This window comes from Phytobacter palmae (assembly GCF_039409775.1).
Classification (GTDB): Bacteria; Pseudomonadota; Gammaproteobacteria; order Enterobacterales; family Enterobacteriaceae; genus Phytobacter; species Phytobacter palmae.
Map to the genome: position 1 here is coordinate 16298 of NZ_JBCIVJ010000025.1, position 17259 is coordinate 33556.

At 53.8% G+C, this 17259-nt stretch carries 14 protein-coding genes and 1 riboswitch; of the genes, 4 read left to right on the top strand and 10 right to left on the bottom strand.

What is annotated here, in order from left to right:
- Positions 1-16: 16 nt before the first annotated feature.
- From AAIG39_RS21970 to pgi, 5 genes are all read right to left on the bottom strand, one after another.
- A complete protein-coding gene (locus AAIG39_RS21970; RefSeq protein ID WP_090088980.1) occupies positions 17-2113 on the bottom strand; it encodes a YjbH domain-containing protein in 2097 nt (698 codons plus the stop codon).
- A complete protein-coding gene (locus AAIG39_RS21975) occupies positions 2113-2853 on the bottom strand; it encodes a capsule biosynthesis GfcC family protein (RefSeq protein ID WP_343194745.1) in 741 nt (246 codons plus the stop codon). The genes AAIG39_RS21970 and AAIG39_RS21975 overlap by 1 nt, the downstream gene beginning before the upstream one ends.
- Positions 2850-3488 carry a YjbF family lipoprotein gene (locus tag AAIG39_RS21980; protein WP_090088976.1) on the bottom strand — a complete coding sequence of 213 codons (639 nt, stop codon included), beginning with the start codon at positions 3486-3488 and terminating at the stop codon, positions 2850-2852. Before AAIG39_RS21980 ends, AAIG39_RS21975 begins: the two co-directional genes overlap by 4 nt.
- Positions 3489-3553: 65 nt before the next feature.
- Positions 3554-3796 carry an exopolysaccharide production protein YjbE gene (yjbE, locus tag AAIG39_RS21985; RefSeq protein ID WP_047372205.1) on the bottom strand — a complete coding sequence of 81 codons (243 nt, stop codon included), beginning with the start codon at positions 3794-3796 and terminating at the stop codon, positions 3554-3556.
- Positions 3797-4184: 388 nt separating this feature from the next.
- Positions 4185-5831: a glucose-6-phosphate isomerase gene (gene pgi, locus AAIG39_RS21990; protein ID WP_343194746.1), complete on the bottom strand. Its 1647-nt coding sequence runs from the start codon at positions 5829-5831 to the stop codon at positions 4185-4187.
- A gap of 243 nt (positions 5832-6074) precedes the next feature.
- A riboswitch (Lysine riboswitch) is annotated at positions 6075-6270 on the top strand.
- Between the two features lie 114 nt (positions 6271-6384).
- On the opposite strand from pgi, the gene lysC reads away from it, so the two are divergent.
- Positions 6385-7746: a lysine-sensitive aspartokinase 3 gene (gene lysC, locus AAIG39_RS21995; RefSeq protein ID WP_090088972.1), complete on the top strand. Its 1362-nt coding sequence runs from the start codon at positions 6385-6387 to the stop codon at positions 7744-7746.
- Positions 7747-7786: 40 nt separating this feature from the next.
- Here the strand turns inward: lysC and AAIG39_RS22000 are convergent, their stop codons facing one another.
- Genes AAIG39_RS22000 through AAIG39_RS22010 form a run of 3 tightly spaced genes read right to left on the bottom strand, consistent with a single transcriptional unit; the run spans position 7787 to position 10942 of the window.
- Positions 7787-8581, bottom strand: a complete 795-nt coding sequence (locus tag AAIG39_RS22000) for a nucleotidyltransferase domain-containing protein (RefSeq protein WP_090088970.1) — start codon at positions 8579-8581, stop codon at positions 7787-7789.
- A gap of 5 nt (positions 8582-8586) precedes the next feature.
- Positions 8587-9813, bottom strand: coding sequence for an RtcB family protein (locus AAIG39_RS22005; protein WP_090088968.1), 1227 nt, complete (start codon positions 9811-9813; stop codon positions 8587-8589).
- 4 nt (positions 9814-9817) lie between these two features.
- A complete protein-coding gene (locus AAIG39_RS22010) occupies positions 9818-10942 on the bottom strand; it encodes a slipin family protein (RefSeq protein ID WP_090088966.1) in 1125 nt (374 codons plus the stop codon).
- A gap of 458 nt (positions 10943-11400) precedes the next feature.
- Here AAIG39_RS22010 and rtcR point away from each other — a divergent pair, with 458 nt between their 5' ends.
- The 3 genes from rtcR to AAIG39_RS22025 all read left to right on the top strand — a co-directional run bounded on the left by rtcR (position 11401) and on the right by AAIG39_RS22025 (position 14476).
- On the top strand, positions 11401-12981 hold the full coding sequence (gene rtcR / locus AAIG39_RS22015) for an RNA repair transcriptional activator RtcR (protein ID WP_343194747.1): 1581 nt from the start codon (positions 11401-11403) through the stop codon (positions 12979-12981).
- 122 nt (positions 12982-13103) lie between these two features.
- Complete coding sequence (gene panS, locus AAIG39_RS22020; protein WP_090088962.1) at positions 13104-14045, top strand: ketopantoate/pantoate/pantothenate transporter PanS; 942 nt, start codon at positions 13104-13106, stop codon at positions 14043-14045.
- A 158-nt stretch (positions 14046-14203) separates the two neighbouring features.
- Positions 14204-14476, top strand: coding sequence for a YjbD family protein (locus AAIG39_RS22025; RefSeq protein WP_343194748.1), 273 nt, complete (start codon positions 14204-14206; stop codon positions 14474-14476).
- On the opposite strand, the gene rluF is transcribed toward AAIG39_RS22025, so the two are convergent.
- A complete protein-coding gene (rluF, locus tag AAIG39_RS22030) occupies positions 14473-15351 on the bottom strand; it encodes a 23S rRNA pseudouridine(2604) synthase RluF (RefSeq protein ID WP_249569861.1) in 879 nt (292 codons plus the stop codon). The genes AAIG39_RS22025 and rluF overlap by 4 nt on opposite strands.
- 173 nt (positions 15352-15524) lie before the next feature.
- Positions 15525-17156, bottom strand: a complete 1632-nt coding sequence (locus tag AAIG39_RS22035) for a Na/Pi cotransporter family protein (RefSeq protein WP_343194749.1) — start codon at positions 17154-17156, stop codon at positions 15525-15527.
- Positions 17157-17259 lie beyond the last annotated feature (103 nt).

Genomic DNA, 17259 nt, shown 5'->3' on the forward strand with positions numbered 1-17259 from the left:
GGAAGCCAACGGTAAATTAACGGAAATTCAAACTTTTATCGCTGGTCATGCTGTAGAGGTCAAACTTACGTCCCAGCATCTGTCCGCCATCACGCGTCAGCGGCGTCCAGCCCACAGCCGCACGGCTGCGGGTGGCACCGGAAGTGAACAGATCCAGCGGGATAGAGACATACACCCCTTTGGTGAAATCCCCCTCCCCGTACTCTTTCGGCGAGACGTTGGTGATGGTGGCATACGTGCCGACAACCACTCCGCTGTCGAAATGTTTAGCCACTTCCAGTGTGCCGCCTTTATCACCCGCCAGATATTGTCCGACACTCGCTTTGATAAGCACATCCTGGGCGAACGACGGTGTCCAGTAGGCCGTTAAGTGTCCGGTTTTAACGCTATAATCCGTAAACTTCATCAGATCCTGTGCGCTGCGCCAGTCACGCTGTTTCACGTAGTTGGCGTCAATACCGAAGGCCCAGTTGCTGTCAACCGGACGCCACAGCACTTCTGCCCCCGCACCGCCATACATGGTTTCCAGATAACCGGCGTACACCTGCCCATAGAAATTGTTACCCATGTACTGGAAGTAGTTGGCCTGCAGGTTATTCACATAGACGTCGTTTTGCACATACTCACGCACGCGGGTACGCACACGCGGCAGTTTTGAATCCCGCGGCGGATTGGTGTAGTTAAATTTGTCGTAGTTATTGGCAATGTTGGCAAACAGGCTGCCCGTTGTCAGCAGATGGTCGGTCAGCCACCAGTCGGCGGTCGCCATCGCCCCAAGCTGGTACATATAGAAGCTTTCCGGGCCACCAACAGACTGGTTTAACACCGGGTCGATGTGGAAATCAAAACTCGATTTCTCGATATACCAGCCCTGCTCCGGCGAATCCGGCACAATCGGCTCAACGCGCTGTTGCACCAGCTCCGTTTCCTGGCCCAGCGGTTCGCCTTCAAGATGACGTTGCAGGCTGGCAACATCGGTTTCGGTGGTGACCTGCGGCATATTCAGACGGTTTTCCGTCACGCGGATCGTGCGAATACCCTCAGGCAAATCGTTCATGATGATGCGATTTGCGCGCACCACGCCTTCCCGTGAGTCACGATATTTCACCTGCTCCCCGGTCACATAGAGCGTGTCGCCTTTCACCTGAATTTGTGGATTAGCAAACCCGGCGTTGTATTTCAGCAAGGTCAATTGATTAGCCACGACGGAGTGCTGAAGAATGGCATCCTGGGGCTGCGGCTGATACTTCGGACGTGAGTTATCGTTGTAATTCGGGCGTAACTCATTGAAGTTGTTGCGCAGGGTAAAACCAAACATCCAGGTATTGCCACGCTCATAGCTGAGGTTAACGTCGGCCCAGTCCGTTACCCGGTAAATCGCGCCGACGTTAAACTTGCTCTTTTGCGGTAGCTTACCGGCAAAGTCCTGCTGATAGTTGTTGCCTTCATATTCCAGTTTCAGACGCAGCGGCTGCAACGGCGTCTGGTATTCCACCCCGCCGAAAAGCGCGGTCGGGCCATGGAACATCTGGCTGGCATCCACAGAGCCCGCCTGGTTATAGCTGTTATCGCGATAACAGAATTTTTGTTTATAGGTACACAGTGGGTTTTTGATGTTGCCCGAAGTGCCCAGATATCCCCAGCCAAGCCCGAGGGAGAAATCAAACGGTCCCCAGGCTTTATTCGCCACTATGTACTCGCCGTCAAACAGGCCGGTACCGCCGATATCGCGCGCGCCAATCGCCACCTGCGGTAGCCAGTATCCCTCTTCCCACAAACGCACTTTCAGGTCGAAGGCTTTATCTTTATACGACTGCTCACCGGAGAAGGCCTCCACGCTGCTGTATTTCCGGGTACGTACATCGGTATAACGCAGTGTGGTTTCCAGCCACGGGAAAAGCTGCATGGAGCCGGAGTAGTAGCGGTACTGGTCATTGTCGCGATAGTTGAGGCTTATCTCCCCCGCAGGCGCCATTCGGGCCGTAGGGGTTTGCAACAGACCGGCGCCACCAAAATCAGATTGTGAGGGGCCAACGGGTGCCGGATACGTTTCAGCCTGGCAGGCGGCACTTACACTTAGCGCCAGGACACTGATGACAAACGATTTTTTCATTATTCTTCCGGTATCCGATGCGTCAGTGAGTGAAGAATGTCAGCGTTCAGCACTTCGTAGCGATCGCCCCATAATGCCGGTGCAAAACCGACAAAAATCACGCTGCCTGGCATGGGTTCAACATGGCGTCGGTTCCAGTACGCCACCGGCACTTTCTCTGTCTGACCATTGGGATAAATCAGCCAGGCATAGCTTTTATCCGCCCCGCTCAGCAAACTCATCTCATCGAGGTAGCTCACCACGTCACGCCCTGGCGTAAAGGGCTTTTTACCCGGCTGGCTGACCAGTCCCAACACGGTGACAGTCGTTGGACGCGGCCCTACCCACAAGCTGTACTCGCCCTCCAGCGGCGGGTTAGCACGCGTTTTGATTCGCACATAATCCGGGTCGAGATTGACCTGTTGCCGCCCCGTCACACGCAGGGCCTGAATCTGGCGACGCAGGCTGTTTATCGCAGCCGCATCATCACCCTCTTCACCGGCGGCCAGCGCGCTAAGACGGCCCAGTAATGCCTGCTGACGCTGCTCTTCAACAGCCGTGGCCTGCCTTTCGCTGATGACGGCTCCCGGCCACCAGCTTTGTGCCAGACGGGGCTGCCCAACGACATCAATCAGACGCGCCGCGTTAGTAAGTATCTTTGGTTTACTGTCGCCTGCGATGTAGACATTAACGTTGCCAGCGGCCTGCACCAGCGAAGAGGCGCAGCAGAGTAAAAGCGCGGTAGCGGATAAGAGCCTCATGATTTCGCCGCCTTGATAAGCGTGGTTCTGACCGGGAACCAGTTCGCCCCGAGGTACTGTTCCGACTGACGGATTAATCCGTCTTCATCCACCCAGTAACGGTTACGCCAGTGGGTCAGGTCCGTCGTAATCTCTTCATCAAGAATGCGAACATGCGTGGATTCGCTGCCCAGCATGACCGTGTCAGAGCCATTCCAGTGGAAGACCGAACGTGCCGTCGCGTAACGCACCTGTTTGTGCTCCGTCCAGCCCATCGTACGGGTCCAGCTCGCGCCATCGATAATTTGATTCGGATTGGCTAACGGGTCTGCCGCCAGGTTATTCACCTCCAGCAGGTTGTCGCCGTTAGTCAGGGTTTTCACAATGCGATAATGCTGTGTAACGAAAATGGCCTGATCCTGCGTCGCCCACTTCTGCAGCCCGTCTTCTGAGAACGCGAGCACAACAAAGAGCTGCGGCCCGCCATTGAGCTGCACATACTGGCTGGCATAGGGCATGTTTTGGATTTCGTCATCGGTTAACTGGACGCCAGGCGTGCCGAACACGCTGTTCCAGAGCGAATGGCCCAGCCCTTTCGTGGTGGATGAACAGGCCTGAATCAGCAGGCAAATCAGGATGATTGCGGGTCGCTTCACGACTCTTCTCCAGAGTGGGACGAAATAACCACACCGAAGTGTGGTTATGATTAAAGTACTCGCCGTTATTGAGTACTGGTGGTCGTGGTGGTCGTGGTTCCGGTATTGGAGCCATCACCGCCACCGGTTGCCGCAAGGGCAACACCCACCGCAGAACTTACGGTGCTGACGCTGGTTGCTGAGGAGCTACCCGCAGAAACAGTCGTCGCTGCCGACCCTGCCGCGTCACCAACCTCAATTGGTGCCGCAAAAGCAGAAGTCGCCGCAAGCGCGGTAATGGCAAAAATGCCATACAGTGCTTTTTTCATATCAATTTCCCTTCATTGAATGAATGGAGATTTGCCTGAAAATAAACAGGCGAGAACGAGTATACACAACTAAAGCAGGCTATTTGTCGAATGGGAAACCAAGCGGGAGGTTTTAAGAAAATTGGATAAAAGCGGTAAGTTTTCGTTATTAATTTAAAATAAAAACATTAAATTTCATTTACTTACAAGTACCCTAGCAATATGGAAGTATACGTAACATCTGAAAATAACACTGAGGAATTAACTGGATATTCTGTTTTTTCAGAATAACCTCATAATGAAGAATTATGTCGATGCCGGAACAACAAGAATTATCCGATAATAAAATGCCGACATTACGTCGGCATTTTAATTTGCATATTTCGCTTATCTTTATCGCTTAACGATATTAACGCCAGGCTTTATAAAGATTAATCAGGCCATTCGTGGAACTGTCATGGCTGCTGACTTCTTTGTCATCACCCAGCTCCGGCAGAATACGGTTAGCCAGTTGTTTGCCAAGCTCAACGCCCCACTGGTCGAAGGTGAAGATGTTGAGGATCGCGCCCTGGGTAAAGATTTTATGCTCATACAGTGCAATCAACGCCCCCAGGCTGTACGGCGTAATTTCGCGCAGCAGGATGGAGTTAGTCGGACGGTTGCCTTCAAACACTTTGAACGGCACTACGTGTTCCAGCGTCTTCGGATCTTTACCCTGGTCCGCATATTCCTTTTCAACCACGTCGCGGGATTTACCGAACGCTAATGCTTCGGTCTGGGCGAAGAAGTTAGACAGCAGTTTCGGATGGTGGTCCGACAGCGGGTTGTGGGTAATTGCCGGAGCGATAAAGTCGCAAGGGACCATTTTGGTGCCCTGGTGAATCAACTGATAGAACGCGTGCTGACCGTTGGTGCCCGGCTCACCCCAGATAATAGGGCCAGTCTGGTAATCCACCGCATTGCCGTTACGGTCAACATATTTGCCGTTAGATTCCATGTTGCCCTGCTGGAAGTAGGCTGCAAAGCGGTGCATGTACTGGTCATAAGGCAGAATAGCTTCGGTCTCAGCGCCAAAGAAGTTGTTGTACCAGATGCCAATCAGCGCCAGCAGCACCGGCAGGTTTTTCTCAGGAGCCGTGGTGGAGAAGTGTTTATCCATCGCATGTGCGCCGGAGAGCAGCTCAACAAAGTTGTCGAAGCCAACGGACAGAATGATGGAAAGACCGATGGCAGACCACAGAGAGTAACGGCCGCCGACCCAGTCCCAGAACTCAAACATGTTCGCCGTGTCGATACCAAACTCGCCAACCGCTTTACCGTTGGTAGAGAGCGCGGCAAAGTGTTTCGCCACGTGTTTGTTATCACCTGCCGTCGCCAGGAACCAGTCACGCGCGCTGTGGGCGTTGGTCATGGTTTCCTGAGTGGTGAAGGTTTTGGACGCTACCAGGAACAGTGTGGTTTCCGGGTTTACTTTCTTGAGCACTTCGGCGATGTGAGTGCCATCGACGTTAGAAACGAAGTGCATATTCAGATGATTTTTATAGGGGCGCAGCGCTTCGGTCACCATGAACGGGCCGAGGTCAGAACCGCCGATACCGATGTTCACCACGTCGGTGATCGCTTTGCCGGTGTAGCCTTTCCAGCTACCGGAGATGATCGCTTCGGAGAAGGTTTTCATCTTTTCCAGCACCGCGTTCACTTCCGGCATGACGTCTTTGCCGTCAACGATGATTGGCGTATTGCTACGGTTACGCAGGGCCACGTGCAGCACGGCACGGTCTTCGGTACGGTTGATCTTCTCGCCGGAGAACATGGATTTGATGGCGTCGGCAAGCTCAGTTTCTTTCGCCAGATCCTGCAGTTTTGCCAGCGTCTCTTCGGTAATGCGGTTTTTGGAGAAATCCACCAGCATCAGGTCGTCGAAGGTCGCGGAGAACTTAGAGAAACGATCGGCATCCTTCGCGAACAGATCCGCAATGGTGACGTCTTTCATTTCATCAAAATGTTTCTGGAGTGCCTGCCAGGCAGCGGTCTGCGTTGGGTTGATGTTTTTCATTAGCAATACTCTTCTGATTTGAGAATTGTGACTGCGGTCGATTGTAGCGCCTGCGAATGAAAATTGTGATGGTTTTTGTGTCGCTGTCCAGCAGCGTCGCTAAAACGACCGTTTTTACGCGATAAATACATCCAACATAAGGCGTTTTTCTAATCGATTCGTCTGCATGAAAAATCCGCATAATCGTAACATTGACAGCGATGCCGCCAGCCTTTATTTATTAGGGCGCTACCTGCGTGCGCGCGGGCCAGAAGAGGAGCGTTACCCAGGTACGGTGTTGGAAGAGCCAATCTAAAGAAAACACCTGAGGGGGAGTAACGCCGAGGTGGTGAATTGCATGGCGGCATTCATCATCGGCTACAGGGGCTGAATCCCTTGAGTTGTCACCAGAAACGTTCGCAGTCGGGCGTTTCACAAGTGGTGGAGCACTTCTGGGTGTAATCGTAGTTGTCTTTTGCTCTGCGCCTACCCCTTTTCGCTCTTCCCTTGTGCCATGGCTGAATAATTTTGTCTGACGTTATACGCCAGGCTTCCCTGACACGAGGTTATAACAATGAGTCACTCCGTTTCCCCGCTTGTCGTCGCCAAATTCGGCGGTACCAGCGTGGCAAATTTTGATGCAATGAACCACAGTGCGGACGTGGTGCTTTCCGATGCGAGCGTACGTCTGGTCGTGCTTTCCGCCTCCGCTGGCGTCACAAATTTGCTGGTCGCGCTTGCCGAAGGGCTTGAGGCGACCGAGCGTTTCGTTAAGCTCGATGCGATTCGCAAAATTCAGTTCGATATTCTGGAACGACTGGCGAATCCGGACATCATTCGCGAAGAGATCGAACGTCTGCTGGAAAACATCACCACTCTGGCAGAAGCCGCATCGCTGGCCACCTCCAATGCGTTAACCGATGAACTGGTCAGCCACGGGGAACTGATGTCCACTCTGTTGTTTGTGGAAATCCTGCGTGAACGCAATGTGCAGGCGCAGTGGTTTGACGTGCGTAAAGTGATGCGTACGAGCGATCGCTTTGGCCGTGCCGAACCCGATGTGGCAGCCCTGTCTGAACTAGCTACCCAGCAGCTTGCGCCGCGCCTGGCGGACAGCATCATCATTACTCAGGGTTTTATTGGCAGTGAAGCGAAAGGCCGCACCACCACGCTGGGCCGTGGTGGCAGCGACTACACCGCCGCGCTGCTCGGCGAAGCGTTGCATGCGACCCGCGTCGACATCTGGACCGATGTACCCGGTATCTATACCACCGACCCGCGCGTGGTGCCTGCCGCCAAACGCATTGACGAAATTGCCTTTGAAGAAGCGGCTGAAATGGCAACTTTCGGGGCGAAAGTCCTGCACCCGGCGACCCTGCTGCCTGCCGTTCGTAGCGATATCCCGGTCTTTGTCGGTTCCAGCAAAGATCCGAAGGCCGGCGGCACACTGGTGTGCAACAAAACCAGTAACCCACCGTTATTCCGCGCGCTGGCGTTACGTCGCAAACAGACATTGTTGACGCTACACAGCCTGAACATGCTGCACTCCCGCGGCTTCCTTGCGGAAGTGTTCGGCATTCTGGCGCGCCACAGCATTTCAGTTGACCTGATAACCACGTCTGAGGTGAGCGTAGCGCTGACGCTGGATACCACCGGCTCCACGTCGACGGGCGATACGTTACTTACGCAAGGTCTGTTGACCGAACTTTCTTCACTCTGTCGTGTAGAAGTGGAAGAGAACCTCGCGCTGGTGGCCATCATTGGTAACGACTTGTCGAAAGCCAGCGGTGTAGGCAAGGAAGTTTTCGGCGTGCTGGACCCGTTCAACATCCGCATGATTTGTTACGGCGCGTCCAGCCACAACCTCTGTTTCCTGGTGCCAGGCGGCGAAGCGGAGCAGGTCGTGCAGAAGCTGCATCATAATTTATTCGAGTGATCGCAGGCGGTATTTCCCCGGTGGCGCAGCGCCACCGGGGCTACAGCCGTAGCCCCATTACCGTCCGGTAGAGCAACGCGTCCAGCGTCCTGACATCGCCTTCCCGGCTCTCCGGTAACGCAGGGGGAATAGTTCCCCTTTCGATCTCGGCTGCGATAAACGCATGCAATCGTGGAAGACGCTGGCCATATTCCGCTTCCCCTGCACGCTGCTTACGTGCCAGCAGTTCAGCGATATCCTGACGCAATTCACAATCCAGCTCGCTTCCGGCAAACAGCTCGGCAAAGCGCATAGGTGGCACGCCTTTTCCCGCCTCTACCCAACGCACCGCCAGCAATGGGCGCAGCACATAAAAGTATTTCTTTAACCGCACCTCATCGCCCTGCAAATAACTGTGAAAGTTTCTGCGGGCCATGGAGTAGTAATGCCAGCGCGCCCGCACGGCAGAAAACCATTTCGGCATCTCCGCCTTAAGCGCACAGACGGTGGCATCGTCTTGCTGATAGACCACCGGCGAATCCAGCCACTCAATAAGCGTCGGGTTAGCGCTTTTCAGTAAGCCTAAGGCTTTACGCCACTCCCAGCCGCTCACGTCCAGCTCATCATCGATGGGCAGTTCGATCACGTCACGCGGTGCCTCTACCCGCAAATACCACTCCGGCGGATGTACATATAAAAAACGCACATCATAGTCGCTGTCCGGCGAGGCAAAGCCCCAGCCACGGCTGCCGGATTCGCAGGCATACAGTACTCTGACGCCATAACGCTGCTCCACCTCTGTTAATTGCTGCCGCACGCGTTCACGCATGGCGGCATCCACGCCGCTATAAGTCATCTCATTTATCCTTTTACGCATACCACCTGACGTAAAGTGTGAACAATCTCCACCAGCGACGCCTGAGCCGCCATGACCGCATCGATATCTTTATAGGCCATCGGGATTTCATCAATAACGTCACTATCTTTACGACACTCAACGTGAGCAGTAGCCCGAATCTGGTCATCAACAGTAAAGCGCTTTTTCGCTGCCGTACGGCTCATCGTACGCCCTGCGCCATGGCTACAGGAGCAGAAGCTCTCTTCATTTCCCAACCCACGCACGATAAAGCTTTTCGCCCCCATCGAACCGGGAATAATTCCCATCTGTCCCTTCTGCGCGGATACCGCCCCTTTTCGCGTTACCAGTACCTCTTCGCCGAAATGGGTCTCTTTTTGCACGTAGTTATGGTGACAATTCACCGCCTCCTGCTGGGTCATAAACGGTTTTGTTACAATACGTGACAGCGCCGCCAGTACGCGCGACATCATCACTTCCCGATTATGACGGGCAAAATCCTGCGCCCACGACACGGCTTCCATGTAGTCATCGTAGTGCTTACTCCCCTCCCGGAAATAGGCCAGGTTTTTATCCGGCAGGTTCGCCATATGCTGCCGCATATCCTCCTGCGCCAGTGAGATAAACAGGGTACCGATGGCGTTACCCACTCCACGCGAACCGCTATGTAACATCACCCACACACGCTGCTGTTCATCCAGGCAGACCTCAATAAAATGGTTGCCCGTACCCAGCGTTCCCAGATGCTGATAATTATTGGTTTTCAACAACTGCGGATAGTTATCCGTCAGACGTTTAAACCGCGCCGCCAGCATTGACCAGTGGCTATCCACTTCCTGCGGCGGCGTTTCCCAGGCCCCTTTATCACGCCCGGAACGCGTGCTGGTACGTCCATGCGGCACCGCCTGTTCGATTGCGTTGCGAAGCCCGCTCAGGTTATCCGGCAGATCGCTTGCCACCAGCGAGGTGCGTACGGCGATCATTCCGCAACCAATATCCACCCCAACCGCCGCCGGGATAATGGCCCCTTTGGTCGGGATCACGCTGCCGATGGTGGAACCTTTACCGAGATGTACATCGGGCATTACCGCCAGATGCTGAAAAATAAACGGCATCTTCGCGGTGTTCTGCAACTGCTCACGCGCCTCTGGCTCTACCGGAACCCCGTGAGTCCACATTTTTATCGGCGCACTGTTCTGCGCCGTCAGCAGTTGAAATTCGTTATGCTGCATTTGATTATCCTTTAATACTCACCAGCCCATTCAGGACGTTATCGAGGCCACCGAATACCGAGATTTTATCGATACGTTCAGCCACTTTTTCCAGCGTTTCCAGCTCTTTTAAGCGCAGCGCTACCGGGTTGTTTTCCATTACTTTCGCGGTATTGAGCAATGAGCGGGTTGCCGCCGTTTCTTCACGACGACGAATCACATTCGCCTGCGCCGATTTTTCCGCTTCCACCAGCTTCGCCAGGATGGTTTTCATATCGCCCGGCAACACGATGTCCCGTACACCCAGCGATGCGACATCCATACCAAAGGGAGCCATACGTGTTTTCACCTGGGCACTGACCACCTCATCGATGATCTGCTTGTCTTCAAGCAGTTCGTCCAGCGTACGAGTCCCCACCGCTTCACGCAGGGCAAACTGCAATTCGCGATACAGGTGGTCCAGTGGTTTGGTCAACTGGCTGAATGCCTGTAACACATCGCTGTATTGCCAGTTCGCCCCCAGGTTGATGCGCAGGTTCACTTTGTCTTTGGTCAGAATTTCCTGGCCGGACACTTCCATCAGTTGCAAACGTGTATCGACAACATCTGCATCAACCAGATGGTTCACTTTCCAGTAAGCGCTCAATCCCGGCGGTAACAAGGGTTGTGTTACACCATCGATTTTTACTACACCGACGTGCCATGCCGCGACGCTAACTGTCAGTATGGCATCCCGTCCTTTAACGGCTGTGCCGCTACGTGGCTGCAATACGGCATTCATGATGCTCTCCGGTACGCGTACATCCCGGGTATCTGTCAACTCCACGCTCAGGCTACCGTCCTGCCAGAAGAGGCGGCGTGACGCCGGGGGGATAATTTCCACCAGGATTCCGTCACGGTAGAGCGCGGCCACTTCATGCCCGGCGGTATCGACGCTCAGGCAGTACGCCCCGACCCACTCAGGTCTGAAACGGCGCAGATAATTCGCCAGCTCTGCCGGCACATCGCTGCCATTGAGCTCAACGAACATGACCTCTTGCTTACCAAACCAGGAAAGGCGGTGCTCTCCTGCCGTTAGAATTTTTGTGTAATCACCCGCTTTTACCAGCAGGCCCAGTTGTCCCTGACGAATAGTGATTTTCTTATTCATTTGATTTTCCTTAAATTTTCACGTACCAGCGCGAATGCAGGATCGGAGCCGGAGGGAAACAGGCCATCACTGCCAGCCTGTTTTGCCTGCGACCCGGAGCCCTTATCGGCGCCGGTTCATTGCCACCATGAACAACCCGATGGCGCGTTTACGAACACAACCAGTGTTCACCGGACAGGTGAGTTGGGAATCGAACCCTTAAGTGTCTCTCTGCTGACAGAACGCCCCACGGATAACGTATTACCGTTCCAGGTGCGCTGGCGGGGCATAATCCCCTGCGTGCTCAGCGTTGTGACGTATCAGGTATTGCCAGAAGTGTGCCAGGAACGTGCAAATGAAAAATAAAAATTTAAGTGATTAATATTTAAGTATTTTAATTTTTCATTCGTCTGGTTGCTTGCTGGTATCCCGATAATTTTTTTATATTTATTTATCGTTATTTATCTTTAAGGATAAAAATGCAAAAGCGCAGAGTGGTGATTGGCGTACCGGGAACGGTTTTGGATAAACGCGGCAAGCGAGCCAATCGCTTTCGCAAATGGCGGCCAACCGTTGGGTTATGCCAGCAGCCCGATTTTCCGGTTGATCGGCTGGAGCTGCTCCATCAACCGCGCGATGAAGGCATGGCCCAACAGCTGGCGGAAGATATCGCCCTACTTTCACCGCAAACTACCGTACGCCCTCATACAGTGAACATTCGCGATCCGTGGGATTTTGAAGAGGTGTATGCCGCGTTTCTGGATTTCGCCAGCCACTACGATTTCGATACGGATAACGAAGAGTATCTGGTGCATATCACCACCGGCACGCACGTGGCGCAGATCTGCTGGTTTCTACTGACAGAGGCCCGCTATCTGCCCGCCAGCCTGCTGCAAACCAGCCCGGCACCGAAAGGGGCTTCGGAAGAAGATATTGCCGCCGGCGTTTACTCGGTTATCGATCTCGATTTAAGCCGCTATGCAACCTTGACCAGCCGCTTTCAACGCGAACAACAGCAGTCAGTCTCGCTGCTCAAAGCCGGTATCGATACGCGTAATGCGACATTCAATAAACTCATCGATCAAATTGAACGGGTGGCTTTGCGTTCTACGGCACCGATTCTACTGACCGGCCCGACCGGGGCGGGCAAGTCCTTCCTGGCAAAACGTATTTTTCAGTTGCGCCAGTCCCGCTATCGGGTTGCGGGCAAACTCGTCGCAGTTAACTGCGCCACATTGCGCGGCGATAACGCCATGTCGACGTTGTTTGGTCATGTAAAAGGGGCCTTTACCGGCGCGCTAACGCCGCGAACAGGGCTACTGCGTGAAGCCGATGGGGGGGTGCTGTTTCTGGATGAAATTGCGGAGCTGGGTCTGGATGAACAGGCCATGTTGCTTAAAGCCATTGAAGAAAAAACCTTCTTCCCCTTTGGCGCAGATAAAGAGGTCCACAGTGATTTTCAGCTTATCGCCGGAACGCACCGCGACATGCGCCAGTGGGTACTGGAAGGAAAATTCCGCGAAGATCTCTACGCGCGTATCAATATGTGGACTTTTGCCCTGCCGGGGCTCGCTGAAAGACGGGAAGATATCGCGCCGAATATTGAATTCGAACTCCAGCGCTTTAGCGCCGAAGCCCAGACTCACATCCGTTTCGACAAAGACGCGCGCGAACATTATCTGGCATTTGCCTGTTCCGGGCAGGCACAGTGGCGCGGCAACTTTCGTGAACTGAGTTCGTCGATTGCCCGTATGGCGACGCTGGCCGAACAGGGGCGCATCACTCTGTCCATCGCCGACGAAGAGATCGGACGTTTACAGCACGCCTGGCAGGTCGCTCCCACACTTCCCCCGTTAGCGGAGGAGGTCGATCTGTTTGAGCAACGCCAACTGGAAACAGTACTGGAGGTCTGTCGTCGTCACCACTCTCTTTCCGATGCCGGGCGCGAACTGTTTGCCGTTTCGCGCCTGAAAAAAGCCAGGCCCAATGATGCTGATCGTCTGCGAAAATACCTTGCTCGCTTCGGGCTGAGCTGGGAAAACGTCCGCTCTGCTACATGAATCCTCTTCATCTTAATTTGTTTGAATAAAATTTCCGCACGCGATAAACAGTATTTACGGCCGGGCTCGAACCCGGCCTTTTTTATAACGAAACACAACACAACGCCTTAAAGGAAAACACTATGCTCGCTGTACTCACCCGGCTGTTCCCGTTATGGGCGCTGCTGCTCTCTGTGCTTGCCTGGTACACACCCTCGACCTTTATCCCAATCGGTCCCTGGGTCACCACGCTACTCATGTTGATTATGTTCGGCATGGGTGTGCACCTGAAAATTGACGACTTCAAACGCGTGCTTTCCCGCCCGGCCCCGGTTGCCGCAGGCATTTTCCTGCACTATCTGGTGATGCCGCTGGCCGCCTGGCTGCTGGCGATGATTTTCAAAATGCCGCCGGATCTCTCTGCCGGGATGGTACTGGTGGGTAGCGTGGCCAGCGGTACGGCTTCCAACGTCATGATCTATCTGGCTAAGGGCGATGTAGCGCTCTCCGTGACCATCTCTTCGGTCTCCACATTAGTTGGCGTGATCGCCACACCGCTGCTGACGCGTCTGTATGTCGATGCCCATATTCAGGTGGACATCACGGGTATGCTGCTGAGTATCCTGCAAATTGTGGTTATTCCCATTGGGCTTGGTTTGATTGTCCACCATCTGTTTCCGCGTGTGGTAAAGGCGGTAGAGCCGTATCTACCCGCATTTTCGATGGTTTGTATCCTGGCGATTATCAGCGCCGTGGTGGCCGGTTCCGCCTCGCACATCGCTTCCGTGGGTGTGGTGGTTATCGTCGCGGTGATTTTGCACAACAGTATCGGCCTGCTGGGCGGCTACTGGGGTGGTCGTCTGTTCGGTTTTGACGAATCCACCTGCCGCACACTGGCCATCGAAGTGGGAATGCAGAACTCAGGCCTTGCTGCCGCGCTCGGTAAAATCTACTTCTCGCCGCTGGCTGCACTGCCAGGCGCCCTGTTCTCGGTCTGGCATAATCTGTCCGGCTCGCTGCTGGCGGGTTACTGGTCCGGTAAGCCGATCTCAGACAAACCACGCGCAGTAGTAAAAGAGAGCTGATAAGCCGTCGCCCGGTCGGTATTTGTCAGATTCGCGTTTCCCCGGTGGCGCTTCGCGTACCGGGGAAACGAATCATTGTGGTTTGCAGATGATAATTTGCTGTAAGCCCTCACGCCTGTACCGTACACTGGATCCACTTCCTGACCGAGGGCACCCACATGGCACTCCCCCGTATTACCCAAAAAGAGATGACCGAGCGCGAGCAACGTGAACTGAAAACCTTGCTCGACCGCGCGCGTATTGCGCACGGACGGGTTCTTACCAACGTCGAAACCAACAGCGTGAAAAAAGAGTACATCGATAAATTGATGGTTGAGCGTGAAGCGGAGGCAAAAAAAGCCCGCCAGATAAAGAAAAAGCAGGCTTACAAACCGGATGAAGCGGCCACCTTTTCCTGGTCGGCCAACACCTCGACACGCGGCAGACGTTAACGCCCTTTCTTCTTGCGCCCCGGCTGAGTAAAGCGTTTACGCGAAGCCATTTCCGCCGGGGTTTTTGCCATATTTTTCGCCCCACTGGAAGCGGGTTTCTTTGCGGTGGTCGTCGCAGTTTTCGGTTTATTCTTTGCCTTTGGCTTCGCCTCGGACGATGAGTTCTCAATAAGCTTAAACAGCGTGATCAACTCGTCATCGGTCAGATCGCGCCATTCACCGAGCGGCAGGCCAGCCAGCCCCACATTCATAATCCGGGTACGCTCAAGCTTAGTGACTTCATAGCCAAAATGTTCACACATACGGCGAATCTGGCGATTCAGGCCCTGAATCAGGGTGATACGAAAGACAAACGGCGCCTCTTTTTTGACTTTGCACTTTTTCGTCACCGTCCCCAGAATCGGTACGCCTGCTCCCATGCCACGAATAAATTCATCGGTCACGGGTTTGTCCACCGTTACCAGATACTCTTTTTCATGATCATTGCCGGCACGCAAAATCTTGTTCACCAGGTCGCCATGGTTGGTGAGAAAAATCAGCCCCTGGGAGTCTTTATCGAGACGACCAATGGGGAAAACGCGTTTACTGTGGTTAACAAAATCGACAATGTTGTCTTTTTCACTGTCTTCCGTAGTACTGACAATACCCACGGGTTTATTCAGTGCGATAAAGACCAGATCCTCGGCCTCGCGTGGCTCAATCAACTGACCGTTTACCTTTACGACATCGCCAGGCTTGACCTGATCGCCGATGGTGGCACGTTTACCGTTGAGGAAAACATTGCCTTGTTCTATGTAGCGATCGGCTTCGCGGCGCGAGCAAATTCCACTTTCGCTGATGTATTTATTTAATCGGGTTGATGAGTCTGGCAGCATAAATTCTCCTGTAAAAGCGCAATATATCTTATCAGAAGGCTAAGAAAATCTGCGCTTTCTCGCATCCCGACGCTGGCGGAAAACGATTTGCTCCCTACTGCCAGCGTTTTAAGGCAACGAAGCGTGGTCCTGATATCTTCATTGCCTTTTGACCAACCGCGAAACCGCTGAGGTTAATACTCATCCCTTTCATCATCTTCATCCGGCTGCTCCAGCACGCTGTAAGCGACCGAACAGAACAGCGAGTTAAGGCGTTTCATGTCACCCAACAGCCCCAGGTGCAGCGAGCTGGTTTCAATACTTTGCACATTCTGCTGATGCAGCCTGTCAACATGAGCATGAGAGTAACGACGGTTGAGGATGCGAAAACGGTGTTTACTGCGACGCAGGCGGCGCGCGCTGGTCACATCGGCGGAGAAAAAGACCGACATCGCCAGTTTCAAATTGCTGAGTAACAGTTCATGTAACGTATCGAGCTCTTTCAACCCTTCAACGGAAAAAGCCCGCCGTGCCGCCAGTGATTTATCAGCGATTTCACTGCCCATGCGCTCCACAATGTCAGAGGCCTGCTCCAGGTTAAGCGACATCTCAATAATCTCAGCCCAGCGTTTTGACTCCTCTTCCGCCAGCTCTTCTTTTGGCATACGCGCAAGATAGAGTTTGATAGCGGTGTACAGCACATTAATGTCATCGGCGAGCTTACGCAGGTCTTTTTCCTCCCTGGGCGCACCGTGCATCACTTTATGTAACCCTTCCAGCATCAGCTCCATCGCATCGCCCATCCGTAGTGTTTCCCGGGCCGCGTTTGCCAGCGCAAGCGTTGGCGTATCCAGTGCGGAACTGTCCAGATGTTTTGGTTTCAGGCGTGCATCCAGCTCCGGTTCATCACGAATCAAACGTTCACAGAAGGTCGCCATCACACCCACAAAAGGCACCATTGCCAGGCAGCGAATCAGGTTGTAGAAGACGTGGAAGTAGATGACCAGTTCGGCTTTAGCCAGCGGTAGCTTACCCATCACATCGGCCAGTAAGTGCACAAACGGCAGAATTATCAGGCTCCCTACCAGCTTAAACAGCAAACTGCCCAGCGCCACGCGCCGTGCTGCGGCGTTGGCGGTACTGTTGTTGAGCATCGCCAGCAGGCCAGAGCCAAGGTTGGCGCCAATCACCAGACAGAGCGCCACCGGGAAGGAGATGATCCCCGCCGTGGTCAGCGTGGCGGTCAGTAACACCGCCGCCAGACTTGAATAGCTGATGATTGCGAACACCGCGCCAATCAGAGCATCCAGAATGATGTCGCCCGTCAACGAGGCGAAGATCACCTGAACGCCATCGGCCTGAGTAATAGGGGTTACCGCCTGAACAATCAGCTCAAGCGCCAGTAAAATCAGGCCGAGACCGATGCTGACACGCCCCAGTTGGCCTTCGCGTGTTTGTTTGCGTCCCAGGAAAAAAATCACGCCGACGAATATCAGCAACGGTGATAACCACGAGAGATCGAAGGTGAGAACACGCGCCATCAACGCAGTCCCCACGTCAGCTCCCAGCACAATCACCAGCGCTGGCGCGAGCGCCACCAGGTCCTGGGCAACAAACGACGTCACCAGCATGGTGGTGGCATTGCTGCTTTGTACCAGTGCGGTCACGCCAATCCCTGCGCTAAAAGCGAGAGACTTCTTTTCAATACTGCGGCTCAGTACTGTGCGCAGTCGTGCGCCAAAAACGCGCATGACACCGGTACGTACGATATGCGTGCCCCACACTAACAGGGCAACAGAAGAGAGTAAGTGAAGCAAAATTAACACGTATTCTGGTTCTCCTAATCGTTGTCGATTCCTTTCGTTTTCCCCTCTTCCCGGTTTTAACCTGCGAGTCGGGGAGAAAAGGCTCTGTCGGTCAGAGCAAGGA